Annotated in this window: 19 protein-coding genes and 1 pseudogene; 17 read left to right on the top strand and 3 right to left on the bottom strand. The window is 70.3% G+C overall.

From position 1 onward, the window contains the following. Window position 1: 1 nt before the first annotated feature. Together nrdR and SOM35_RS14270 are read left to right on the top strand one after the other, a co-directional pair. Window positions 2-493: a transcriptional regulator NrdR gene (gene nrdR / locus SOM35_RS14275; RefSeq protein WP_290157879.1), complete on the top strand. Its 492-nt coding sequence runs from the start codon at window positions 2-4 to the stop codon at window positions 491-493. After that, entirely contained in the window at window positions 490-1,557 is a 1,068-nt protein-coding gene (locus SOM35_RS14270; RefSeq protein WP_221850018.1) for a quinone-dependent dihydroorotate dehydrogenase, read from the top strand. Before nrdR ends, SOM35_RS14270 begins: the two co-directional genes overlap by 4 nt. A 272-nt stretch (window positions 1,558-1,829) precedes the next feature. On the opposite strand, the gene SOM35_RS14265 is transcribed toward SOM35_RS14270, so the two are convergent. Then, window positions 1,830-2,405: a DUF3043 domain-containing protein gene (locus SOM35_RS14265; protein ID WP_320515909.1), complete on the bottom strand. Its 576-nt coding sequence runs from the start codon at window positions 2,403-2,405 to the stop codon at window positions 1,830-1,832. A gap of 51 nt (window positions 2,406-2,456) precedes the next feature. Between SOM35_RS14265 and SOM35_RS14260 the strand changes: the two genes are divergently transcribed. The 6 genes from SOM35_RS14260 (at window position 2,457) to SOM35_RS14235 (ending at window position 9,453) form a co-directional block, all read left to right on the top strand. After that, entirely contained in the window at window positions 2,457-3,935 is a 1,479-nt protein-coding gene (locus SOM35_RS14260; protein WP_320515908.1) for a dipeptidase, read from the top strand. A gap of 118 nt (window positions 3,936-4,053) precedes the next feature. Continuing rightward, window positions 4,054-4,422 carry a HesB/IscA family protein gene (locus SOM35_RS14255; RefSeq protein ID WP_221850016.1) on the top strand — a complete coding sequence of 123 codons (369 nt, stop codon included), beginning with the start codon at window positions 4,054-4,056 and terminating at the stop codon, window positions 4,420-4,422. Between the two features lie 370 nt (window positions 4,423-4,792). Next, window positions 4,793-5,695, top strand: coding sequence for an aa3-type cytochrome oxidase subunit II (ctaC, locus tag SOM35_RS14250; protein ID WP_111076124.1), 903 nt, complete (start codon window positions 4,793-4,795; stop codon window positions 5,693-5,695). Window positions 5,696-5,707: 12 nt separating this feature from the next. Then, window positions 5,708-7,447: an aa3-type cytochrome oxidase subunit I gene (gene ctaD / locus SOM35_RS14245; RefSeq protein WP_181439353.1), complete on the top strand. Its 1,740-nt coding sequence runs from the start codon at window positions 5,708-5,710 to the stop codon at window positions 7,445-7,447. Window positions 7,448-7,452: 5 nt separating this feature from the next. Further along, entirely contained in the window at window positions 7,453-7,869 is a 417-nt protein-coding gene (locus tag SOM35_RS14240) for a cytochrome c oxidase subunit 4 (RefSeq protein ID WP_110903122.1), read from the top strand. A 210-nt stretch (window positions 7,870-8,079) separates the two neighbouring features. Next, on the top strand, window positions 8,080-9,453 hold the full coding sequence (locus SOM35_RS14235; protein ID WP_253462699.1) for a glucose-6-phosphate dehydrogenase: 1,374 nt from the start codon (window positions 8,080-8,082) through the stop codon (window positions 9,451-9,453). 93 nt (window positions 9,454-9,546) lie between these two features. On the opposite strand, the pseudogene SOM35_RS14230 reads toward SOM35_RS14235, so the two are convergent. Both SOM35_RS14230 and SOM35_RS14225 read right to left on the bottom strand, forming a co-directional pair. Continuing rightward, a pseudogene (locus tag SOM35_RS14230) lies at window positions 9,547-11,421 on the bottom strand (glycoside hydrolase family 15 protein); the annotation flags it as partial. Window positions 11,422-11,502: 81 nt separating this feature from the next. Further along, window positions 11,503-12,678 (bottom strand): App1 family protein, encoded by a 1,176-nt coding sequence (locus SOM35_RS14225; protein WP_320515907.1) that lies wholly within the window; start codon window positions 12,676-12,678, stop codon window positions 11,503-11,505. 142 nt (window positions 12,679-12,820) lie between these two features. On the opposite strand from SOM35_RS14225, the gene SOM35_RS14220 reads away from it, so the two are divergent. From SOM35_RS14220 to cydC, 9 genes are all read left to right on the top strand, one after another. Next, entirely contained in the window at window positions 12,821-13,468 is a 648-nt protein-coding gene (locus SOM35_RS14220; protein WP_221850012.1) for a TetR/AcrR family transcriptional regulator, read from the top strand. A 202-nt stretch (window positions 13,469-13,670) separates the two neighbouring features. Then, complete coding sequence (locus SOM35_RS14215) at window positions 13,671-14,576, top strand: ABC transporter ATP-binding protein (RefSeq protein WP_111076119.1); 906 nt, start codon at window positions 13,671-13,673, stop codon at window positions 14,574-14,576. After that, a complete protein-coding gene (locus SOM35_RS14210) occupies window positions 14,573-15,289 on the top strand; it encodes an ABC transporter permease (protein ID WP_111076118.1) in 717 nt (238 codons plus the stop codon). The genes SOM35_RS14215 and SOM35_RS14210 overlap by 4 nt, the downstream gene beginning before the upstream one ends. Further along, window positions 15,286-16,014 (top strand): ABC transporter permease, encoded by a 729-nt coding sequence (locus SOM35_RS14205; protein WP_111076117.1) that lies wholly within the window; start codon window positions 15,286-15,288, stop codon window positions 16,012-16,014. Before SOM35_RS14210 ends, SOM35_RS14205 begins: the two co-directional genes overlap by 4 nt. Continuing rightward, window positions 16,011-16,934, top strand: coding sequence for an ABC transporter substrate-binding protein (locus tag SOM35_RS14200; RefSeq protein WP_320515906.1), 924 nt, complete (start codon window positions 16,011-16,013; stop codon window positions 16,932-16,934). The genes SOM35_RS14205 and SOM35_RS14200 overlap by 4 nt, the downstream gene beginning before the upstream one ends. A 208-nt stretch (window positions 16,935-17,142) precedes the next feature. Continuing rightward, window positions 17,143-18,555 (top strand): cytochrome ubiquinol oxidase subunit I, encoded by a 1,413-nt coding sequence (locus SOM35_RS14195; RefSeq protein ID WP_111076115.1) that lies wholly within the window; start codon window positions 17,143-17,145, stop codon window positions 18,553-18,555. A gap of 18 nt (window positions 18,556-18,573) precedes the next feature. Beyond that, window positions 18,574-19,578, top strand: a complete 1,005-nt coding sequence (cydB, locus tag SOM35_RS14190) for a cytochrome d ubiquinol oxidase subunit II (protein ID WP_320515905.1) — start codon at window positions 18,574-18,576, stop codon at window positions 19,576-19,578. A 13-nt stretch (window positions 19,579-19,591) separates the two neighbouring features. Continuing rightward, complete coding sequence (gene cydD / locus SOM35_RS14185) at window positions 19,592-21,271, top strand: thiol reductant ABC exporter subunit CydD (RefSeq protein WP_320515904.1); 1,680 nt, start codon at window positions 19,592-19,594, stop codon at window positions 21,269-21,271. Further along, window positions 21,268-22,968 carry a thiol reductant ABC exporter subunit CydC gene (cydC, locus tag SOM35_RS14180; protein WP_253462707.1) on the top strand — a complete coding sequence of 567 codons (1,701 nt, stop codon included), beginning with the start codon at window positions 21,268-21,270 and terminating at the stop codon, window positions 22,966-22,968. Before cydD ends, cydC begins: the two co-directional genes overlap by 4 nt. Window positions 22,969-23,013: the final 45 nt, after the last annotated feature.

The raw sequence follows: 23,013 nt of genomic DNA, 5'->3' as shown, positions 1-23,013 counted from the left end.
CATGTTCTGCCCCTTCTGCCGCCACCCGGACTCCCGTGTCGTCGACTCCCGGACGAGCGACGACGGAACCTCCATCCGCCGACGCCGCCAGTGCCCGAACTGTGGACGGCGGTTCTCGACGACCGAGACGGCGTCGTTGAACGTGGTGAAGCGCAACGGCGTCCTCGAGCCGTTCAGCCGCGAGAAGATCATCTCCGGCGTGCGGAAGGCCTGCCAGGGCCGGCCCGTCACCGACTCCGACCTGGCGGTGCTCGCGCAGCGGGTGGAGGAGATCGTCCGGTCCTCCGGCGCGAGCCAGATCGAGGCGAACGACATCGGCCTGGCGATCCTCAGCCCGCTCCGCGAACTCGACGAGGTCGCCTACCTGCGCTACGCCAGCGTCTACCAGGCCTTCGACTCACTCGAGGACTTCGAGGACGCCATCGGCCAGCTCCGCATCGACCACCACGGGGTCTCCGGGGCCGACCGGACCGCGGACGGCGCGAGCGCGTGAGCGGCGTCGAGTCCCTGGTCCGCGCCGGGTACGGAGTCGTCTTCCGGAACGTCTTCGCGAAGATGGACCCGGAGCGCGCCCACCACCTGGCGTTCAGCGTGATCCGGCTCCTACCGCACGTGCCCTTCCTCGGCGGTGTCGTCGAGCGGTACGCCCGCCCCTCGGCCGAGGACGGCATCACCACGATGGGGATCCACTTCCCGTCCCGCTTCGGCCTGGCTGCCGGGTTCGACAAGGACGCCCGCGGCATCGCCGGGCTCGGGGTCCTGGGCTTCGGCCACGTCGAGGTCGGCACCATCACGGCACGCGCGCAACCGGGCAACGAACGGCCCCGGCTGTTCCGGCTCATCGCCGACCGGGCGCTCGTCAACCGGATGGGCTTCAACAACCACGGCGCCGTCAAGGCCGCCGGGCGCCTCGAACGCGCCCGCCGGAACCCGGGCCGCCCGGTCATCGGCGTGAACATCGGCAAGAGCCGCGTCGTGTCCGTCGAGGACGCGGTCGAGGACTACCTCGAGTCCACCCGGCTGCTCGCCCCCTTCGCCGACTACCTGGCCGTCAACGTCAGCTCGCCGAACACGCCGGGCCTCCGTGGCCTGCAGGAACTCGACCAGCTCCGCCCGCTGCTCTCGGCCGTGCACGACGCCGCGGGCCGCACCCCGGTCCTCGTGAAGATCGCGCCGGACCTGACCGACGAGCAGATCGACGCCATCGCCGGACTGGCGGTCGACCTCGGGCTCGCCGGCGTCATCGCGACGAACACGACGATCGAGCGCACCGGACTGACGACGCCCGACGCCGAGGTGCAGGCGATGGGTGCCGGCGGGCTCTCCGGCGCACCGCTCGGCGCCCGGTCGCTCGAGGTCCTGCGTCGTGTCCGTGCCGCCGTCCCCGCGGGGTTCTGCGTCATCGCGGTCGGCGGGGTCACGTCCGAGGCCGACGTCCAGGCTCGGATCGCCGCCGGCGCCACGCTGGTGCAGGGCTACACGGCGTTCCTCTACGAGGGACCGACCTGGGCGATGCGCATCAACCGGCTGCGGCGGAAGCGCCTGCGGCGTCGCTGAGGCCGCGCCTGGCAAGTGTCCCGACGGCGGCGCGTCGGAGGTCCGGCGCGCGGTCGGCGAGACGCCTCGTCGTGCCCGGGACACCGCGGTGTGGATGAGACGCCGCCGGATCCGGCGGCGTCGTGCGCACTCGGCGGCGTACCGACGGGGAGGTCCGTGGCGGGGCCGACACGTTCCTCCCGTCCGGCAGTGGGCGGCGAGACGTGGCCCACCCCGCACACACGACGAAGCGCCGCCGACCCGGAGGTCGACGGCGCTCGTGTCGGACGAGGTCAGAGAGTCGGGTGCTGCCCGCGCTTGACCTGCGGCTTCGGCAGGCGGAGGAACCGCAGCTGCCACGCCCGCGTCAGGATGTAGAGGAAGTTGCCGCGCTGGAAGTCCTGTCCGGCCGCCGTGAGCTTGCGACGCAGCATGAACCAGAGGACCGCACAGTCGAGGACGAACAGCAGCACGAACGCCCAGACGAACAGCAGGGAGTACGAGGCGGCAGCGGTCTGTGCGGCGAGGAACCCGACGAGCAGGAACAGGATGAGCACCGGCATCATGACCTCTCCCACGTTCCAGCGGGCGTCGATGGTGTTGCGGATGAACCGGCGCTGTTCACCGCGGTCCTTCGCCGGCAGGTAGCGCTCTTCGCCGTTCGCCATGCCGACGCGGGCACGCTCGCGGTCGCTGTTGAGACGGGTCCGCGCGGCCTTCTTGTCCGCCGGGGTGTTGCCGACGATGGGACGCTTGTTGGCGGCTTCGCGTTCGCGGCGCGACGGCGTGGGGCGACCCTTGCCGTGCGCGACGAGCTCGTCGTCGGCCGGGTTCACGGTCACGTTGGTCTTGGGGGTTGCCTTCGCCACGGTCGTTCCTAACGGCGCTCTGCGTGCTGGACGTCCTCTAGATTACCGGCCATGACCGACACCGAGAAGCACGCCTCCGCAGCCGGGCCCCAGGCACCCGCGACCGACCCCGCTCTGCTGGACGCGCTGCGCGAGCACGTGCAGGGCGCGTTGCCCGCCACGATCGCCGACCTGTCCGCGCTCGTGCGCATCCCGTCGGTGTCCTGGTCGGCCTTCGACCCGGCGCACGTGCGTCGGAACGCGGAGGCCGTGGCCGAGCTGGTGCGCTCCACCGAGGTGTTCGACGAGGTCCGGATCCTGCGGTCCGCGGTCGAGGGCGACACGCCCGCCGACGCCGACACGGTCGTGCCGGGGGAGGAGACCGTCGAGCTCGGACAGCCGGCCGTCCTGGCGGTCCGTCCGGCGCGGAACGGCAAGCCGACCGTCATGCTCTACGCGCACCACGACGTGCAGCCCCAGGGCGACGACGCCCTGTGGGAGACGCCGCCGTTCGAGCCGACACTCCGCGGTGACCGCCTGTACGGGCGCGGCGCCTCCGACGACAAGGCCGGCGTGATGACGCACGTCGCCGCGCTCCGGGCCGTGCACGCGCAGTTCGGCGACGACCTGGACGTCGGCATCGTCCTGTTCATCGAGGGCGAGGAGGAGTTCGGCTCCCGCTCGTTCCGCACCTTCCTGCGCGAGCAGCGCGAGCACCTGGCCGCCGACGTCATCGTCGTCGCGGACAGCGACAACTGGTCGACCGAGGTCCCGGCGATCACCGTCTCACTCCGCGGCAACACCACGTTCAAGCTCACGGTGACGACGCTCGAGCACGCCAGCCACAGCGGCATGTACGGCGGTGCGGCCCCGGACGCGATGATGCCGATGGTCCGCCTCCTGGCCTCCCTGCACGACGACGACGGTGCGGTCGCAGTGGCCGGGCTGACGGCACACGACGCCCCGGTGCCCGAACGGTCCGAGGCGGACTTCGCGAGCGAGGCCGCCCTGGTCGCGGGTGCCCGCCCGGTCGGCAACGGTCCGGTCCTGTCGCGGATGTGGTTCCAGCCGTCGATCACGGTCACGGGCCTCGACGTCCCGAGCGTCGCGAACGCCTCGAACACCCTGATCCCGACGGTCGCCGCGCGGGTGTCGGTCCGGGTCGCCCCGGGTCAGGCCGCGACGGACGCCTTCGCCGCGGTGGAGGCCCACCTGCGTCAGCACGTCCCCTTCGGTGCGCGCATGGAGATCACCGAGGTCGACGCGGGCGACGGCTTCCTGGTCGACGCCACCGGCTGGGCCGTCCAGGAGGCCCGCACGGCGATGTCCGAGGGCTGGGGTGCCGACCCCGTGGAGCAGGGCATCGGCGGCTCGATCCCGTTCGTGTCGGACCTGGCCGCCGAGTTCCCCGAGGCGCAGATCCTGGTCACCGGCGTCGAGGACCCCGACACGCGGGCGCACAGCCCGAACGAGTCCCAGCACCTGGGCGTGCTGCACCGCGCGATCGTCTCGGAGGCGATCCTCCTGGCGCGTCTGCAGGGCCGGGCGTGACGGTCGTCCTCCGGGGCCCGTCCTCCACAGGTCCTGGATCCGGACCCCGTCGGTCGGTGCACGTGCTTAGAATCGACGCGACGGCCGGTGAACGACACCGCCAGCAAGGGAGACGTCGATGAGCGACACCATCACGACCGAAGCAGCGACCGATGCCGAGTCGCACGGTGTGCTGCTGAGCGACGCGGCCTCGGCGAAGGTCGCCAGCCTGCTCGAGCAGGAAGGGCGCGACGACCTGCGTCTCCGCCTCGCCGTCCAGCCCGGCGGGTGCTCGGGCCTCATCTACCAGCTCTACTTCGATGAGCGCCTGCTCGACGGTGACGCCACGGCCGAGTTCGACGGGGTCGAGGTCGTCGTCGACAAGATGAGCGTGCCGTACCTCGACGGCGCCACGATCGACTTCGAGGACACGATCCAGAAGCAGGGCTTCACCATCGACAACCCGAACGCGCAGGGCTCCTGCGCGTGTGGCGACAGCTTCCACTGAGCGCCCGACCAACCGCTCGCCGGTCCTCCGCACACGCGGGGGAGCGGCGACACGCGAACGGGGAGTGACCGACATGGTCGCTCCCCGTTCGCGTTCTCGCATCTCGGTCCCGACGCAGATCGTCGTGGACATCCTCGAGGACGCGGATGACCAGGGGAAACCGCCGCTCGCAGTGCCGTTTCCGTCCACAACGCGTGTCGGTTGTGCGCTCGGTGTCGATGGCTGCGAGTAGGCTAGGAGTGTTCCAACCAAGCTGGGAGTCACCCACGCGTCAGCCCCACGGCTGACCTCGGTGCTCGTCGACGGGGTCACCGTCGGCGCCGGTCGCACGACGACCGGTTCCCGGGCCACGTCTTTCCGAGAGGTAACAGTGCGTTCGAATCGCCGTATACGTTGGGCGGCCGTGCCGGTGGCCGTCGGTCTGGTCATCGCACTGGCTGGCTGCACGCAGCAGCAGATGAACGGATGGCTCCCGGGCACGGAGCAGACGAAGGACGTCACCAACCACACGAGCCGCATCGTCGGCCTGTGGACGACGAGCTGGATCGTGCTGCTCGCCGTGGGTCTGATCGTCTGGGGCCTGATCATCTGGGCCGCGATCGTCTACCGCCGCCGGAAGGGCCAGACCGGCCTGCCCGTGCAGATGCGGTACAACATGCCGCTCGAGATCTTCTACACGATCGTGCCGCTGATCCTCGTCCTCGGCTTCTTCGCCTTCACCGCGAAGGACCAGGAAGCGATCGAGAAGCCGTTCGCACAGCCCGATGCCACCGTGCACGTCTACGGCAAGCGCTGGGGCTGGGACTTCAACTACATCGACAAGAGCAACCCGAAGGAAAGCGTCTACTACCAGGGCATCCAGGCCCAGGAAGAAGAGAACGGTGGCGGCGCCATCGACGAGTCGCTCCTCCCGACGCTGTACCTGCCGGTGGGCAAGAAGGTCGAGATCGAGCTCAGCTCTCGCGACGTCAACCACTCCTTCTGGGTCATCGACTTCCTCTACAAGAAGGACATGCTCCCGGGCCGGACGAACTACGAGTACTTCATCCCGGAGAAGGAAGGCACCTACCAGGGCAAGTGCGCCGAGCTCTGCGGTGAGTACCACTCCCTCATGCTCTTCCAGGTGAAGGTCGTGTCGCAGGCGAAGTACGACGACTACCTCGCGTCCCTCAAGGACCAGGGCAAGGTCGGTCTGCTCGGCAACGAGTACGACACCAACACGAACCAGCCGAACAACGAGACGCCTGCCGAGGCGTCCAGCGAGAAGAAGTAAGGGCGCGTCTCAATGACAACGTCATTCGTCGGCCAGGCGACAACCAGGCCTTCGACGCCGGACTTCCAGGCATCGAGGGTCGGTCGCAAGGGCAACATCATCGTCCGGTGGGCGACCTCCACCGACCACAAGACGATCGGGTACATGTACCTGATCACCTCGTTCCTCTACTTCCTGCTCGCCGGCATCATGGCGCTCGTCATCCGTGCGCAGCTGTTCGAGCCGGGGCTCCAGGTCGTCGCGACCAAGGAGCAGTACAACCAGCTCTTCACGATGCACGGCACGATCATGCTGCTGATGTTCGCGACGCCGCTGTTCTCGGGCTTCGCGAACGCGATCATGCCGCTGCAGATCGGTGCACCGGACGTGGCCTTCCCGCGTCTGAACGGCCTGGCCTTCTGGATGTACTTCTTCGGTAGCGCGATCGCGGTCGGTGGCTTCCTCACCCCGCAGGGTGCGGCCTCGTTCGGGTGGTTCGCCTACGCGCCACTGAGTGACACGACGTTCACACCAGGGCTCGGCGGCACGTTGTGGGTCTTCGGGCTCGGCATGACGGGCTTCTCGACGATCCTCGGTGCGGTCAACTTCATCACCACGATCATCACGATGCGTGCCCCGGGCATGACGATGTTCCGCATGTCGATCTTCACGTGGAACGTGCTCGTCACGAGCCTCCTCGTGCTGATGGCCTTCCCGGTCCTCGCCGCCGCACTGTTCGGCCTCGGTCTCGACCGCGTGTTCGACGCACAGATATTCAACCCAGCCAACGGCGGTGCCCTGCTCTGGCAGCACCTGTTCTGGTTCTTCGGGCACCCCGAGGTCTACATCATCGCCCTGCCGTTCTTCGGCATCGTGTCCGAGGTCTTCCCGGTGTTCAGCCGCAAGCCGATCTTCGGCTACAAGACCCTCGTCTACGCGACCATCACCATCGCGGCCCTCTCGGTCACCGTGTGGGCGCACCACATGTACGTCACCGGCGGCGTCCTGCTGCCCTGGTTCTCGCTGATGACGATGCTCATCGCGGTCCCGACCGGCGTGAAGATCTTCAACTGGGTCGGCACGATGTGGCGCGGGTCGGTCACCTTCGAGACCCCGATCCTCTGGGCCATCGGGTTCCTCGTGACCTTCACCTTCGGTGGTCTCACCGGCGTGATCCTGGCGTCGCCGCCGCTCGACTTCCACGTGTCCGACACGTACTTCGTCGTCGCGCACTTCCACTACGTGGTCTTCGGCACCGTCGTGTTCGCGATGTTCTCCGGCTTCTACTTCTGGTGGCCGAAGTTCACCGGCAAGATGCTCAACGAGCGTCTCGGCAAGATCCACTTCTGGCTGCTGTTCGTCGGCTTCCACACCACGTTCCTCATCCAGCACTGGCTGGGCGTCGTGGGCATGCCCCGTCGGTACGCGACCTACCTGCCGAACGACGGCTTCACCTGGATGAACCAGGTGTCGACGATCGGCTCGATGATCCTCGGCATCTCGTTCCTGCCGTTCATCTTCAACGTCTACGTCACCGCGCGGAACGCCCCGAAGGTGGCCGTCAACGACCCGTGGGGCTACGGCCGCTCGCTCGAGTGGGCGACCTCCTGCCCGCCGCCGCGGCACAACTTCACCTCGATCCCGCGGATCCGTTCCGAGTCCCCGGCGTTCGACCTGAACCACCCCGAGGCCGGCGTGCCGGTCGGTGTGGGTCCGGCGAAGGACGCACCTGACGCTCCGACCTACGACGCCGCGAAGGGCCAGGTGAAGTAGCAGCCATGCGCGCCAACACCAATCTGTTCTGGATCCTGTTCGTCTTCTTCGTGCTCGCGGACGCCGCGTACACGATCTGGTCGATGATCTACTACGGCTCCGTCGAGTGGGTCGGCACCCTGTCGATCGGCCTGACCGGCATCATGTCCGCCTTCATCGCCTTCTACCTGGGCCGCGTCATGTCGGCGCAGGGCGGGGTGCTGCCGGAGGACCGTCAGGACGCCAACATCGAGGACGGCGACGCCGAGCTCGGGCACTTCAGCCCGTGGTCCTGGTGGCCGCTGTTCCTCGCCGCGGCGATCGCGCTCGTGTTCCTCGGGGTCGCAGCCGGTCTCTGGATCGTGCCGATCGGCCTCGTGCTCGTCGCGATCACGCTCGTGGGCTGGGTCTACGAGTACTACCGCGGCAACTTCGGGCACTGACCCACGCCACACACGCTTCGGGCGGCACCATCTCGGTGCCGCCCGAACTGCGTCCGGGGCAGGCGGATAGCCGCCACCGGACGCGTGCATCGAACAACATCTGGAACGGTCCGGGAATCTCCCGGGCACGATGGACCTTGGCTCCTGAGGACCGCATGACCGCGGCCGCAGGTCCTGCGGACCGTCCACAAGCGAAAGGAGTCACCTCCGGTGACTGACAAGCGCACGCTCATCATCTTCGGCGCGACCGGCGACCTCGCCTCACGCCTCCTCCTGCCGGGTCTCGGGACCTTCCTGCAGAGCGGCCGTTCCGTCCCGGTCCAGCTCATCGGCACGGGCCGCAGCGCCCGCAGCGAGGAGCAGTGGAAGGACGTCGTCACGAAGTCGTTCGCGTCGCAGGACGTCGCGGGCCCGGAGGTCGACGCGACCATCGAGTCGACGAAGTTCATCCAGGGCGACCCGACCGACCCGGAACACCTGAAGGCCCTGCTCGACGCGGCCGAGGCCGAGCCGATCCTCTACTTCGCGCTGCCGCCGCAGATCGCGTCCGACATCTGCGAGGCACTCCAGCACGTCGAGCTGCCCGAGGGCACCACCCTGGCGTTCGAGAAGCCCTTCGGCACCGACGTCGCCAGCGCCGAGGCACTCAACAAGACGGTCCTCGAGCTCGTCCCGGAAGAGCGCGTGCACCGCACCGACCACTTCCTCGGTCGCACCACGGTCCTCAACATCATCGGTCTGCGCTTCGCGAACCGCATGTTCGAGCCGATCTGGAACGCCGACAACATCGAGAAGGTCGACGTCTTCTACGACGAGACCCTGGGCCTGGAGAACCGCGCGCAGTACTACGACGAGGCCGGCGCCCTGGTCGACATGATCCAGTCGCACCTGCTCCAGATCCTGGCGCTCGTGACGATGGACGCCCCGGCAGCGATCGACTCGGTCGAGTTCCGTTCGTCGCTGGCGCGTGTGCTCCGCTCGACGCGCCTCAAGGGCGACGATGCGACCATCGCCTCCCGCCGGGCGGTCTACACGGCCGGCACGATCGACGGCAAGGACCTGCCGTCGTACCAGCAGGAGGACGGGGTGGACCCGTCGCGCGAGACCGAGACCCTGGCCGAGATCGAGGTCGAGGTCGACACCGCCCGTTGGGCCGGCGTCCCCTTCACCCTCCGCTCCGGCAAGGCGCTCGGCGCCAGCCGCAAGGAGGTCCTGATCACCTTCAAGCCCGTGACGCGCCTGCCCTCCGGCCTGTCCGGTCGGCCCAAGGCGGACACGCTGCGCATCGTCCTCAACCCGGACGAGATCGAGCTGTCGGTCTCGGCCAACGGCGGCGGCAACCCGTTCGAGATGGGCCAGGTCACCCTGTCGTCCTCGTTCGACGACGGCGAGCTCACCCCCTACGGCGAGGTCCTCAACGGCATCTTCCACGACGACCCGCTGCTCTCCATCCGCGGCGACGTCGCGGAGCGCTGCTGGGAGATCGTCGAGCCGGTCGTGAACGCCTGGAAGTCCGGTGCGGTCCCGCTCGAGGAGTACCGCGCGGGTTCGCGCGGCCCGGCCGAGTGGGTCAGCTCGTCCTGACCGACGCGACCACCGCATGACGGGAGGCCCGGTACCAGCTGGTACCGGGCCTCCCGTCCGTCGTGGCGCACCACGTGCGTGACCGCGCCGGCGTCAGGCCGGTCCGCCGGCCCGCTCGCCGGCACCGCTGACGCTCCAGGTGCCGCCGCCGTGTTGTGCCGCCCGGGTCCGGTGCCCGGCCGCTGCCCCCTTCGCCCGTGCGATCGCGTCGGCCGCGGTGACGAGCGTCAGGTGCGAGAGCGCCTGCGGGGTGTTGCCGATGTGGTGGCCGGTCGCGACGTCGATCTCCTCGGACAGCATCCCGACGTCGTTCGCGAACCCGACGAGCACGTCCATCAGCCGTTCCGCGTCGTCGACCCGGCCCGAGCCGGCGTACTGCTCGACCAACCAGAACGAGCAGGCCAGGAACGGGTGTTCCGCGCCGCTGAGGCCGTCGAATCCGGACGACGTCCGGTACCGCAGCAGCAGCCCGTCGTCGCCGACCCGCAGGTCCTGCTCGATGGCGGCCACCGTGCCGAGCATCCGCGGGTCGTCCGGCGTGCAGTAGCCGATCTGGGGGAGCACGAGCAGGCTCGCGTCGACCTCGTCGGTGTCGTAGTGCTGGCGGTAGGCGCCCCGCTCGGCGTTCCAGCCGTGCTCCTCGATCTCGGCCCGGACCTGGTCGCGCAGGGTGCGCCAGCGCTCCACCGGCCCCTCCAGGCCGAACTCCTCGCAGGCGGCGACCCCGCGGTCGAAGGCGGCCCAGATCATCGCGCGCGAGTGGGTGAAGTGCCGTCGCGGTCCGCGCATCTCCCAGATGCCGTTGTCGGGCTCCTGCCAGTGCGCCTCGACGTGGCTGAGGAGGGCGCGCTGCAGCGACCAGGAGGCGCCGCTCTCCTCGACGCCGAGTTCGCGGGCGTCGTGCAGGGCCGCAAGGACCTCGCCGAACACGTCGCCCTGGTACTGCGTGTACGCCCCGTTGCCGACGCGCACCGGCTTCGATTCGGCGTACCCGGCCAGGTGGTCGAGCGTGCGTTCCGGCAACTCCCGCTCACCGGCGATGCCGTACATGATCTGCACGTCGTCGGGGTCGCCGGCGATCGCCCGGAGCAGCCAGGCCCGCCAGTGCGACGCCTCGTCGCGGTACCCGTGGGCGATGAGGGACGCGAGCGCCATCGACGCGTCACGCAGCCACACGAAGCGGTAGTCCCAGTTGCGTTCGCCGCCGGGGTCCTCCGGGAGGCTCGTGGTCGCGGCCGCCACCACGCCGCCGGTCTCGGCGTGGGTCATCGCCCGCAGGTACATCAGGGAGCTGCGGACGGCGGGGGCGTACTTCCCCTCGGCGCGGGTGCGGGAGGTCCAGTCGTGCCACCAGTCGCGGGTGTGGTGCAGGGCCGCGTCGACGTCGAACGGCTCCGGCGGTTCGCGGTGCGACGGGTACCAGGTGAGGACGGTGTCGAGCACGTCGCCGTCAGCGATCGTCGTGGTGGCGGTGTGCCGGTGGTCGTCGGCCCGGAAACGCGGGCCCCGCACGACGACGGCGTCCGGACCGGCGGTCGCGACGAGGACCGGCTCGTCCGCGTTGCCGACCTGGCGGATCCAGGGCAGGACGGAGCCGTACCCGAACCGGATGCGGAGCACCTGCCGCATCTCGACCGTGCCGGTGAGGCCGCGGACCCGGCGGACGATGGACGCGCGGTGGGCGTCGACGGGCATGAAGTCGGTGACCTCGACGACGCCGGTCGTGGTGGTCCACACGGTCGAGAGGACCAGGGAGTCGCCGTCGTGGCGGCGCACCGGGGTCGCGTCGGGGTCGGCGGGGCGGAGCGACCACTGCCCGTCGTGTTCGTCGCCGAGCAGGGACGCGAACGTCGATGCGCTGTCGAACCGGGGGAGGCACGCCCAGTCGACGTCACCGTCCCGGGTCACGAGTGCGGCGGTGTGACAGTCCCCGATGAGGGCGTGGTCCTCGATGCGCTGAGCCATGCCCTGATCGAACCACCCGGAGGCTGCGGCGCACCTGCGCTGAAGGTGCGTTCAGATCGCTCTCGGCAGCACTTCGGGCGCCGCTCAGTCGAGTTCGGCGATCCCGACGCGTCCGAGTTCGGTCCAGAGACCGGCGCCGTCCGGGGCGTAGACCCACGGCACGGTGGAGTCGCGGGTGCGCTCCTGGGCACGGGAGCGACCACCGGCCAGGACCGCCTCGCTGGTGGACAGCTGCCGGATCGCGACCGCGGCGACGTTCTCCGGGTGCTCCCTGGCGAACTCGCCGTAGAGGTGCTCGTCGTGCTGCCCGTCGTCGCCGACGAGCAACCACTGGATGTCCGGGAAGTCCCGGGCGAGGCGGCGCAGGTTGTCCTGCTTGTGCTGCTGCCCGCTGCGGAAGAACCGGTCGTGGGTGGGGCCCCAGTCGGTGAGCAGCAGGGTGCCGGACGGGTACATGTTCCGGGTCAGGAAGCGCTGCAGCGTCGGTGCCACGTTCCAGGCGCCGGTGGACAGGTACACGGTGGGCGCGCCCGGATGCTGCGCCAGGACGCGTTCGTAGAGGACCGACATGCCCGGCACCGGACGTCGGGCGTGCTCGGTGAGCACGAACGAGTTCCAGGCGGCCAGCATCGGACGGGGCAGGCTCGTCACCATCACGGTGTCGTCGATGTCCGACAGCAGGCCGAAGCGGGTGTCCGGGTGCACCACGAAGACGTCCGCGTCGACGTCGCGCATGCCGCCGGCGGACAGGCGGATCGTCTGCCAGCCGGGTTCGAGGTCGATCGGGACGATGGCGTCGACGACCCCGCCACGGTCGCTCTGCACGGTGTGGGTGCTGCCGCCGGCGGTGATGGTGACCTCGGCGTGGTCGACGGCCACGCTGGTGAAGCTGCGCCAGCCGCGGACGCCCGCGTACGAGACGTCGGAGGCCAGGCCGCGGCGGGTGAGCAGCACCCGGCAGAGCACGCGGACCCACCCCGGTGCGCCGTAGCCCGTGTAGGGGATGACCGTCGGGACCTGACCGCGCTTCCGGGCGTGCTGTTCGCGGTACTCCTGCACGGCGTCCTCGATGCGGGCGGCCCGGTGCAGGATCGGTTCGGGGATCGCGGTCTCCCACTGCTGGATGCCCCAGGGGGACTGTTCGCGCCGGTCGTGCTCGCGTTCCACGGACCGGGCGTCACGGCCCGGAGCTGCGCTGCCCTCGGGCGTCGGGACGGTGTCCCGGGGCGCGGCAGGGTCGGGAGGCGTCGACTCGGGCATCGCACCATCATCCCATGCGGGGTGCTCGCCGGACGGGGCCGGGGACCCGACACCCCGGGAATCGCAGCCAAGACCAAGCCGTCGTCTGCGAGAGTTGCGGTCTCAGCCAGTCAGCCCGCGGTCACCGCGAGAAGGAGTTCACGTGCTCGTCACCGAGGTTTCGAACGCACTGCCGGGGGGATCATCACTGCTCAGGAACGAGCCGGTCCAGGCCCGCAGCTCGGCGCGCCTCGCGGGCCTGCTCGACGCCGCTGCTGCGGTCATCGACGAGATCGGCTTCGAGCGCCTGACGACCGCCATGGTCGCCGAGCGTGCCGGCGCGTCCATCGGCACGGTCTACCGGTACTTCCCGGACCGCATCGCCGTGGTCGAGGCCCTGGCCATCCGCTGCACCCAGCGCCTCGCCGCCCGCTTCGTCGAGACGCTCGACGCCTCGGGTGCCACGACGTGGCAGGAAGGCTGCGACGCGCTCGTCGACATGACGGCGGAGATGTACCGCACCGAGCCCGGCTTCCGGGCCATCCGGTTCGCCGACATCGACACCACCTCCGGTGACGAGGACGCCGACCGGCTCGCCGCGCTCGGCGGGGCCGTCGGCACCGTGATGCGCGAGCGGTTCGACCTGCCGCAGACCGACGCGGTGAACCGCGCGTGGGTCGTCCTGGCGGAGTCGGCGCACGCGGTCCTCGCCCGCGCCCACGTCGACCGCGACCACCCCGACACCGAGCTGATCGCGGCGTACCGCGCGATGAGCCGGCCGTACCTGGAGTCGGTGATCGGGGCCTCCTGACCGGTCGACGGTCGCCACGAGCCGACCCGGAACCATCCGAACGCCCGTTCCTCCGGACAGGAGGAGCGGGCGTTCGTGTCCGAACTGCGCGGACCCGGGGCGGATGTCCGCCAGGCGTCACGATCGGACCCGAGCGAACCGGTATGCGCTCGGGCATGTACTGTTCTCCGGAGTCGGGCTACCTCCACCAAGAAGGGCACCCATGATCGAGTTCCGCTCGGTGCGCAAGACCTACCCGGACGGCACGAACGCCGTCGAGTCGTTCGACCTCGTGATCCCCTCGCGGAGCACGACGGTGTTCGTCGGTTCGAGCGGTTGTGGCAAGACCACGCTCCTCCGGATGATCAACAGGATGATCGACCCGACCGCGGGGTCCGTCCAGATCGACGGCGAGGACATCGCCGGCGTCGACCCGGTGCAGCTGCGCCGTCGGATCGGCTACGTGATGCAGAACGCCGGGCTGCTGCCGCACCGCAAGGTGGCCGACAACATCGCGACCGTGCCGCTGCTCACCGGTGTCTCGAAGGCCGACGCGCGGAAGCGTGCCCTTGAGCTGATGGACACCGTCGGCCTCGACCGGTCGCTCGCCGACCGGTACCCCTCGCAGCTCTCCGGCGGACAGCAGCAGCGCGTCGGCGTCGCCCGCGGGCTCGCGGTCGACCCGAACGTCCTGCTCATGGACGAACCGTTCGGCGCCGTCGACCCGCTCGTCCGCAACGACCTGCAGGACGAGCTGATCCGACTGCAGCGTGAGCTCGGCAAGACCGTCGTCTTCGTCACGCACGACATCGACGAGGCCTTCAAGCTCGGCGACCAGGTCGTGATCCTCAAGAAGGGTGGCGAGATCGCCCAGCAGGGGACCCCCGCCGAGATCCTGTCCGCGCCGGCGGACGACTTCGTCGCGAACTTCATCGGCGTGGGCCGGGGCCGTCGGTCCCTCCGCGTCGAGCAGACCCCGACCGGTCCGGTCGTCGTGGACGGGGACGGTCGCGCCGCCGGCGTCCTGACGGGTCCCGTCGGCGTCGTCGACGCCGCTGCCGCTGTCCGCTCCGAGGCCGGGACGCCCAGCGCCCCGGGTGCTGCGGCGCAGGGTGGGAGCACCCGGTGAACTGGGTGCTGTCGAACCTCGACACGATCGGGGACGACACGGTCGCGCACCTGGCGATCGCGATCCCGCCGATCATCGTCGCGTTCCTGCTGTCGATCCCGATCGGCTGGCTCGTCGTCCGACTCCGCCGGCCCGGTGCGCGTCGGGTGAGCAGCGGTCTGGGTGGCGGCATCGTCACGCTCGCCGGGCTGCTCTACGCCATCCCGTCGCTCCCGCTGTTCATCGCCCTGCCGGGGCTCATCGGCACCGGACTCCAGGACCCGGTGAACGTCGTCGTCGGCCTGACGCTCTACGGCCTCGCGCTGATGGTCCGCTCGACCGTCGACGGCCTCGGCTCGGTCGACCCGGACACCACCTCGGCCGCGACCGCGATGGGGTACTCGGGAGCACAGCGCTTCTTCCGCGTGGACCTGCCGCTCGCCGGCCCCGTGCTGCTCGCCGGCCTCCGGGTCGTCTCGGTGTCGACCATCTCGCTGACCACGGTCGGCGCGGTCCTCGGCATCCAGAGCCTCGGGTCGCTCTTCACCGACGGCATCGGTCGGAACATCCCCGAGGAGATCCTCGCGGGTGTCGTGATGGTGCTCGTCCTGGCGTTCGCGATCGACGGGCTGCTCGTGCTGCTCGGCCGCATCGTGATGCCGTGGACGCGTCGTTCGGCGCCGTCGAAGCGTGCGACCCGCCGCGTGCTCCAGAACGCGGAGGTCACCTCATGATCATCGGACAGGCCTTCGGCTGGGTGTTCGACCCCGCCAACTACGCCGGCCCGGACGCCGTGCCCGAGCGGCTGTGGGAACACATCTGGATCTCGCTGCTCGCCGTCCTCATCGCGTCGGTGATCGCCATCCCGATCGGCTACGCCATCGGCCACACCGGCAAGGCCCGCGGCTTCGCGATCGCCCTGTCCGGCGGCATCCGCGCCCTGCCGACACTCGGCGTGCTCACCCTGGTGGGCCTCATGCTCGGCGCCAACCTGCAGGCACCCCTGCTCGCGCTCGTCGTCCTGGCGATCCCGTCGGTGCTCGCCGGTGCCTACGCCGGCATCGAGTCCGTCGAACCGGTGACCGTGGACGCCGCGCGGGCGCAGGGCATGACTGAGTGGCAGATCCTGACCAAGGTCGAGATCCCGCTCGGCCTGCCGCTGCTCGTCGGTGGCGTCCGAGCCGCCGTGCTCCAGGTCGTCGCCACCGCCACCCTCGCCGCGTACGTCGGCTCCGGCGGGCTCGGTGGCTACGTGTTCCTCGGGCTGAAGACCCAGGACTACGCCATGATGCTCGGCGCCTCCATCCTCGTGATCGCACTCGCGATCGCGTTCGAGATCGTCTTCTCCGTGCTCCAGCGGGCGGTGGTGCCCGCGGGCGTCGCCGACCGTCCGACACGGCGTCGCTCGGGATCGCGTGAGCGGCCCCACACACCCATCCCGGAAGGAACCCCCTCGTGATCACAGCACCCAAGCTCCGCGCCGGCATCGCCGCCGCGGTCGCCGTCGGCGTGGCCGCCGCCCTCGCCGGCTGCTCCTCCAGCAGCCCGCTCGACAGCGGCTCCAGCACCTCCTCCGACTCGAAGACGATCGTCGTCGGGTCGCAGCAGTACTACTCGAACGAGATCATCGCCGAGCTCTACGCCCAGGTCCTCGAGAAGGACGGCTTCCAGGTGAAGCGGAACTTCAACATCGGCCAGCGCGAGGTCTACCTCCCGCAGCTCGAGAAGGGCGCGATCGACGTCATGCCGGAGTACGGCGGCAACCTGCTGCAGTACTTCGACAAGAACTCGACCGCGAAGTCCGAGTCCGAGATCACGGCCGGGCTCGAGAAGGCCCTGCCGAAGGGGCTCCGTGCCCTGGACGCCGCCGAGGCCACCGACCAGGACAGCTACACCGTGACGAAGAAGTTCTCCGAGGAGAACGACGTGACGAGCCTCGCCGACCTGTCGAAGGTCAAGGGCACGCTGACGGTCGGCGCGAACTCGGAGAACCAGACGCGTCCGTACGGTCCGAAGGGCCTGAAGTCCGTGTACGGCGTCACGGTCCAGTCCAAGGCGATCGAGGACTCCGGCGGGGCCCTGACGGTCAAGGCGCTCAAGGACGGCACCGTGCAGCTCGCGGACATCTACACCGCCGACCCGAGCATCAAGGCCAACGACTTCGTGGTCCTCAAGGACCCGAAGAACCTCATCGTGCCGCAGAACGTCACCCCGGTCGTCTCGAGCAAGGTCGACGACAAGGCCGCGGCGGACATCGACAAGGTGAGCAAGGTCCTGACGACCGACGCGCTCATCGACCTCAACACCAAGAGCACCGTCGACAAGGAGAAGGCCTCGAAGATCGCGAAGGACTTCCTGACCGACGAGGGCCTGCTCTAGGCCGCACGAACACCCAGGATCCCGCGTCGTTGCGTGGGACCCACGACGACAGGCGTCGGGCATCGAGCCCGGCGCCTGTCGTCGTTCCGGGGGCACTCGTGCGTGACACTTGTTCCGCACGGTTGTGCCGTGCAAGGGCTTTGCACATTCGTGCACGAGGCCCCTCTACAACTTGTCGAATCGGTGCGGCCGACAGTACCGTCGAAGCATGAACGACCTCCTGGACCCGCTCCTGCTGTCGCGGTGGCAGTTCGGTCTGACGACGATCTACCACTTCCTCTTCGTCCCGCTGACGATCGGCATGGCCGTCGTCGTCGCGGTGTTCCAGACCGCCTGGGTCCGGACCGGGCGGGCGCACTACCTGCAGCTCACCCGCTTCTTCGGGCGCATCTTCCTCATCAACTTCGCGATGGGCGTCGTCACCGGCATCGTGCAGGAGTTCCAGTTCGGCATGAACTGGTCGGACTACTCGCGCTTCGTCGGCGACGTCTTCGGCGCCCCGCTCGCGCTCGAGGGCATCCTGGCGTTCTTCTTCGAGGCCGCGTTCATCGGCGTCTGGATCTTCGGCTGGGACCGCCTGCCGAAGAAGCTGCACCTGGCGAGCATCTGGTGCGTCAGCGCGGGCACGATCATGTCGGCGTACTTCATCATCGCCGCCAACGCGTTCATGCAGCACCCGGTCGGCTACGCGATCAACGCGGCGAAGGGTCGTGCCGAACTCACCGACATCTGGGCCGTCCTCGGCAACAAGGTCGCCCTGGCGGCCTTCCCGCACACGATCTTCGCGTGCTTCATGGTCGCCGCCGGCGTGATCATCTCGGTCGCCGCCTACCACCTGGCGCGCAACCAGAACCTCGAGACGATGATGCCGGCGCTGAAGTTCGGCCTCTGGACGATGGTCGCCGCGGGTGCGCTGACGGTCCTGACCGGTGACCAGCTCGGGCTCACCATGGTCGACACGCAGCCGATGAAGATGGCCGCCGCCGAGGCGCTCTACAACACCGCGACCGGCAAGGACGCCTCGTTCTCGATCTTCACGCTCGGCACACCCGACGGCGTCACCGAACTGTTCTCGATCCGCGTGCCGTACCTGCTGTCCTTCCTGTCGACGCACACCTTCACCGGCACGGTCGAGGGCATCAACGACCTGCAGGCGCAGTACACGCAGGTCTACGGCCCAGGGAACTACAAGCCGATCATCTGGGTGACCTACTGGTCCTTCCGCTGGATGATCGCGCTCGGGATGGGCGCCGTGCTGGTCTCGCTCGCCGGGCTCTGGCTGACCCGCAAGGGCCGCTTCCCGCAGCAGCGGTGGATCTGGCGCATCGCGATCTGGGCGGTGCCGCTGCCGATGGCCGCGATGATCGTCGGCTGGGTCTTCACCGAGATGGGCCGCCAGCCGTGGCTCGTGTTCGGCCTGCTCAAGACGGCCGACGGGGTCTCCCCGAACGTGACGGGCCTCGAGGTCCTCATCTCGCTCGTCGTGTTCACCCTCATCTACGGATCCCTCGCGGTGGTCGAGTTCCGACTCATCAAGAAGGTCGCCCAGGAGGGCCCGGCCGCCCCGGCCGAGGTCGACGCGGAGACCGGCGAGGTCAAGCACGAAGTGACGGTCTACTAGAGATGGAAGCTGCCTGAGATGGACCTGCCCGTTCTGTGGTTCGCGATCGTCGGACTCTTCTTCGTCGGGTACTTCGTGCTCGACGGGTTCGACTTCGGCGTCGGCATGTCCCTGCCCTTCCTCGGCAAGGACGACACCGACCGCCGAGTCCTCATCAACACGATCGGCCCCGTCTGGGACCTCAACGAGACCTGGGTGATCGTCGCCGGTGCCTGCCTGTTCGCCGCCTTCCCCGAGTGGTACGCGACGATGTTCTCCGGCTTCTACCTGGCGCTGCTGCTCATCCTCGCCGCGCTGATCCTGCGCGGGGTGTCGTTCGAGTACCGGCACCAGAACAAGCACCTGGCGTGGAAGCGTCGGTTCGACCTGATGATCGTGGTCGGCAGCGCGGTGCCGTCGTTCCTCTGGGGCGTCGCGTTCGGCAACGTCGTCCGCGGGATCCCGATGGACTCCGGACACAACTACACCGGCACGCTGTTCGACCTGCTCAACCCCTTCGCACTGCTCGCCGGTGCCACCACGCTGCTGGTCTTCTTCACCCACGGCGTCGTGTTCGTGGCGCTGAAGACCGAGGGCGAGATGCGCGAGCGGGCGATGCGCCTGGCGAAGCGCGCCGGCGTGGTCACGATCGTCGTCGCGGCGGTCTTCCTGGTCACGATGGCGCTCGTCCGGTCCACCCCGACGTCGCTCGTGCTCTCCGCCGTCGGCGCCGTGGCCCTGGTCGTCGCGGTCCTCTGTGCCGCACGCGGCCGGGAGGGACGTGCCTTCACCCTGATGGCCGTCACCATCGCGGCAGTCGTCCTGGCCATGTTCACCGCGGTGTTCCCGGACGTCATGCCCGCCACGAACGACCCGGCGAACAGCTTGACCGTCGCCAACGCCTCGTCCGGCACGTACACGCTGACGGTGATGAGCTGGGTCGCGCTGGTCTGTATCCCGCTCGTGCTCGCCTACCAGGCGTGGACGTACTGGGTCTTCCGCAAGCGGGTCTCGCGCGCCACCGTCGCGCAGGCCGCGCACTGACCAGGAGGCACGTGTGAAGCCGCTCGACCCCCGCCTGCTCCGTCTGTCCCGGACGGCACGCGGCTTCGTCGTGGCCGCCGCCGGCACCGGCGCGGTCCGGACGATCGCGACCATCGCGATCGCGTGGGGGATCGCGGCCGCGGTGACCCAGGTCGTCGACGCGGTCCGCGCGGGCGTCGTCCCCGAGACGTTCGCCGGGACGCTCGCGCTGCTCGGCGGGGCGTTCGTCCTCCGAGCGGTCGCGTCCTGGGCGACGGACGACCTCGCCGCCCGCGCGGGTGCTCGCGTGAAGAGCGAGCTCCGCGCCGCCGTGCTCCGGCGCGCGGCCGACCGGGGCCCCGGGTGGCTCGCCGGTCGGTCGAGCGCCGGCTTCGCCACGACGCTCGGCCCCGGGCTCGACGCACTCGACGCCTACTTCGGCCGCTACCTGCCGCAGCTCGCCCTGACCGCGGTCGCGACCCCGCTGCTGCTCGTCGCGATCGGCTCCGGCGACCTGACGAGCGCCGTCGTGATCGTGTGCGCGATGCCGGTCATCCCGGTGTTCATGGTCCTCATCGGGCTCGCCACCCGTTCGCTGCAGCAGCAGCAGGCGGACGCGCTCGCCCGACTCGGCGGGGCCTTCACCGAGGCCGTCGAGGGACTCGCGACCCTCAAGGTCTTCGGGCGGGCCCGCCGTCAGGTCGGGCGCATCGGGCAGGTCACCGACGAGTACCGCCGGGGCACGATCGGCGTGCTCCGGCTGTCGTTCGTCAGCGGCTTCGCCCTCGAGCTCGCCGCGAGCCTGTCCGTCGCGCTCGTCGCGGTGTCGATCGGCATCCGGCTGGTCGACGGCTCGCTCGGCCTCGGTGCGGCGATGTTCGTGCTGGTCCTCGCCCCGGAGGCGTTCGCCCCGCTCCGGCAGGTCGGCGCCGACTTCCACGCGGCCCAGGACGGGGTGGCGGCGTCGCAGGCCGTCCTCGACGTGCTCGACGACCCGGACGGGTCGGCTCCGGAGGGTCCCGCTCCGGTGGGTTCGGCTCCGATCCGGTCGGACTCCGCCGCCCTCGTCCTCGCCGGGCTGACCGTGCACCGCCCCGAGACCGTCGTCGGTCCGGTCGACCTCACCGCCCCGGCCGGCACCGTCGTCGCCCTCGCCGGCCCGAGCGGTTCCGGCAAGTCCAGCCTGATCGCCGCGATCCGCGGCGTGCTGCCCGCCGACGGCACCGTCACCGTGCCCGGCCGCGCCGACCTGCCGGTCCGTGACCGCACCGCCTGGGTCGACCAGCGTCCGCGCCTGGTGCGCGGTACGGTCGCCGAGAACGTCGCGCTCTCCGCCGACCCGGACACGGCCGACGTGCGGACCGCACTCGGTGCGGTGGGGCTGGGAGTCGACCCGGGCCTCCCGGTGGGCAGCGGCGGATCCGGACTGTCCGGCGGCCAGGCCCAGCGCGTCGCCGTCGCGCGTGGCCTGTACCGCGCGGCCCGGCAGCAGACGCCGCTGGTGCTGCTCGACGAGCCGACGTCGGCCCTCGACGCCGAGTCCGAGGCGCAGGTCGTCGCCGCCGTCCGCCGCCTGGCGGCCGCCGGGGTGGTCGTCGTCGTCGCCAGCCACCGTCCGGCCGTCGTGGCCGCGGCCGACGTCGTCGTCGCGATCGGCGCCTCCGGCTCCGTCACGGTCTCGTCCCGGCGATCCGCGCAGGAGGTGCCCGCATGACCGGCACCACCGACCGGGAGGCCCGCACCGGGTCCGTCCTCCGGCTCGCCCTGCCCCGTGGTCGCGGCTGGACCAAGGCCGTCGCCGCCGGCGTGCTCAGCGCGCTCTGCGGCGTCGCCCTGCTCGCGGCGAGCGGGTACCTCATCACCCGGGCCGCCGAGCACCCGCCGATCCTCTACCTGACGCTCGTCATGGTCGGCGTCCGCGCCTTCGCGCTCGGGCGTGCCGTGTTCCGCTACGTCGACCGGCTGGCCGGGCACGACGCCTCGTTCCGGCAGCTCGCCGTCGTCCGCACCGAGATGTACCGACGGCTCGCCTCGGTCGCACCCGCCGGGCTCGGGTCGACCGGGCGTGGCGACCTGATGACCCGGCTCGTCACCGACACCGACCGGCTGCAGGACCTGCCGATCCGGGTCGTCGGGCCGCTCGTGTCGGCGAGCGTCACCGCGCTGCTCTCCGTCGTCGCCGTCGCGTTCGTCTCCGTGCCGGCCGCCCTCGTGCTGCTGCTGGCCCTCGGCGTGGCCGCCCTGGTCGGGACGGTCGTCACCGCGGCCGTCGCCCGACGCTCGGACGTCGAGACCGCGGCCGACCGCGGGCGCGTCGCCGACCTGGTCCTCGACACGGTCCGCACGCTCGACGTCTTCGTCGCCTACGGCACGCTCGAGGAACGACTCACCCACATCGCCCGTCTCGACGAGCAGGTCACCCGGGCGGTCCGCCGCCGGGGTGCCGTCGAGTCGCTCGTCGGTGCGCTCGTCGGGCTGGTCGGCGGGGCGGCGGTCATCGGTGTGCTGGCCGTCGGCGCTCCGGCGGTCGTCAGCGGCGCTCTGGACGGTCCGCTCTGGGCGCTGGCGGTGTTCGTGCCGCTCGCCCTGTTCGAGGTCGTCGGCGGGGTCCCGCTCGCCGTCCTGACGCTCCGGCGTGTCCGGGCTGCCGCCGACCGGGTCGAACAGGTCGTCCCCGCGGAACCGCCGGCCGGGCTGGTGCCGGAACCCGAGGACGCCGCCGACGCCGACGACCTCGTCGTGCCGGCCGCCGTCGCCGTCCGGGTCCGTGACCTGTCCGTCCGTTGGCCGGGCGCGTCGACCCCGGCGGTCGACGGGGTCTCGTTCGACCTGCAGCCCGGCGAGGTCGTCGTGCTCAGCGGCCCGAGCGGGTCCGGCAAGACGACCCTCGTGGACGCCCTCGTCCGCTTCGTCGACCACACCGGCAGCTACACCCTGGACGGGACGGAGGCGCGGGACCTGCACCCCGACGCCGTCCGCGCCCGCATCGGGCTGATCGAGCAGGACCCGTTCGTCTTCGACCAGTCCGTCCGGCAGAACCTGCTCTTCGCGCGCGAGACCGCGACCGACGTCGAACTGCTCGCCGTGCTCGACCGGGTCGGGCTCGGCGACTGGGTCCGCCGACGCGGGGGACTCGACGCCGGAGTGGGGGAGCGCGGCTCGCTCGTGTCCGGTGGACAGGCCCACCGACTCGCACTGGCCCGCGCGCTCCTGCACGCGTTCCCGGTCCTGGTGCTCGACGAACCGACCGCCGACATCGACCCCGACCTCGGCGACAGCGTGCTCCGCGACCTCGTGACGACCGCCCGCGCGGCCGGACGGACCCTCCTCGTCGTGTCGCACGTGCCGGTGCCCGCCGACCTCGTCGACCGGACCCTGCGGATGCGGGACGGACGCCTGCTCGACGGGTGAGCCGACGCACGGACGCGGGACGGGCCTCCCGGCTTGTATCGTTGA

Origin of the sequence: Curtobacterium sp. CFBP9011, from assembly GCF_034045095.1 — a bacterium.
GTDB lineage: Bacteria > Actinomycetota > Actinomycetes > Actinomycetales > Microbacteriaceae > Curtobacterium.
The sequence above is the reverse complement of the archived record's forward strand: the minus strand, read 5'-3'. Positions and strand labels throughout refer to the sequence as shown.

Excerpts from the sequence above, each read along its gene's own strand:
- nrdR (WP_290157879.1), top strand. The coding sequence starts at position 2 with ATGTTCTGCCCCTTCTGCCGCCACCCGGACTCCCGTGTCGTCGACTCC.
- SOM35_RS14260 (WP_320515908.1), top strand. The coding sequence starts at position 2,457 with ATGACCGACACCGAGAAGCACGCCTCCGCAGCCGGGCCCCAGGCACCC.
- SOM35_RS14255 (WP_221850016.1), top strand. The coding sequence starts at position 4,054 with ATGAGCGACACCATCACGACCGAAGCAGCGACCGATGCCGAGTCGCAC.
- ctaD (WP_181439353.1), top strand. The coding sequence starts at position 5,708 with ATGACAACGTCATTCGTCGGCCAGGCGACAACCAGGCCTTCGACGCCG.
- SOM35_RS14240 (WP_110903122.1), top strand. The coding sequence starts at position 7,453 with ATGCGCGCCAACACCAATCTGTTCTGGATCCTGTTCGTCTTCTTCGTG.
- SOM35_RS14225 (WP_320515907.1), bottom strand. The coding sequence starts at position 12,678 with ATGCCCGAGTCGACGCCTCCCGACCCTGCCGCGCCCCGGGACACCGTC.
- SOM35_RS14215 (WP_111076119.1), top strand. The coding sequence starts at position 13,671 with ATGATCGAGTTCCGCTCGGTGCGCAAGACCTACCCGGACGGCACGAAC.
- SOM35_RS14205 (WP_111076117.1), top strand. The coding sequence starts at position 15,286 with ATGATCATCGGACAGGCCTTCGGCTGGGTGTTCGACCCCGCCAACTAC.
- SOM35_RS14195 (WP_111076115.1), top strand. The coding sequence starts at position 17,143 with ATGAACGACCTCCTGGACCCGCTCCTGCTGTCGCGGTGGCAGTTCGGT.
- cydB (WP_320515905.1), top strand. The coding sequence starts at position 18,574 with ATGGACCTGCCCGTTCTGTGGTTCGCGATCGTCGGACTCTTCTTCGTC.
- cydC (WP_253462707.1), top strand. The coding sequence starts at position 21,268 with ATGACCGGCACCACCGACCGGGAGGCCCGCACCGGGTCCGTCCTCCGG.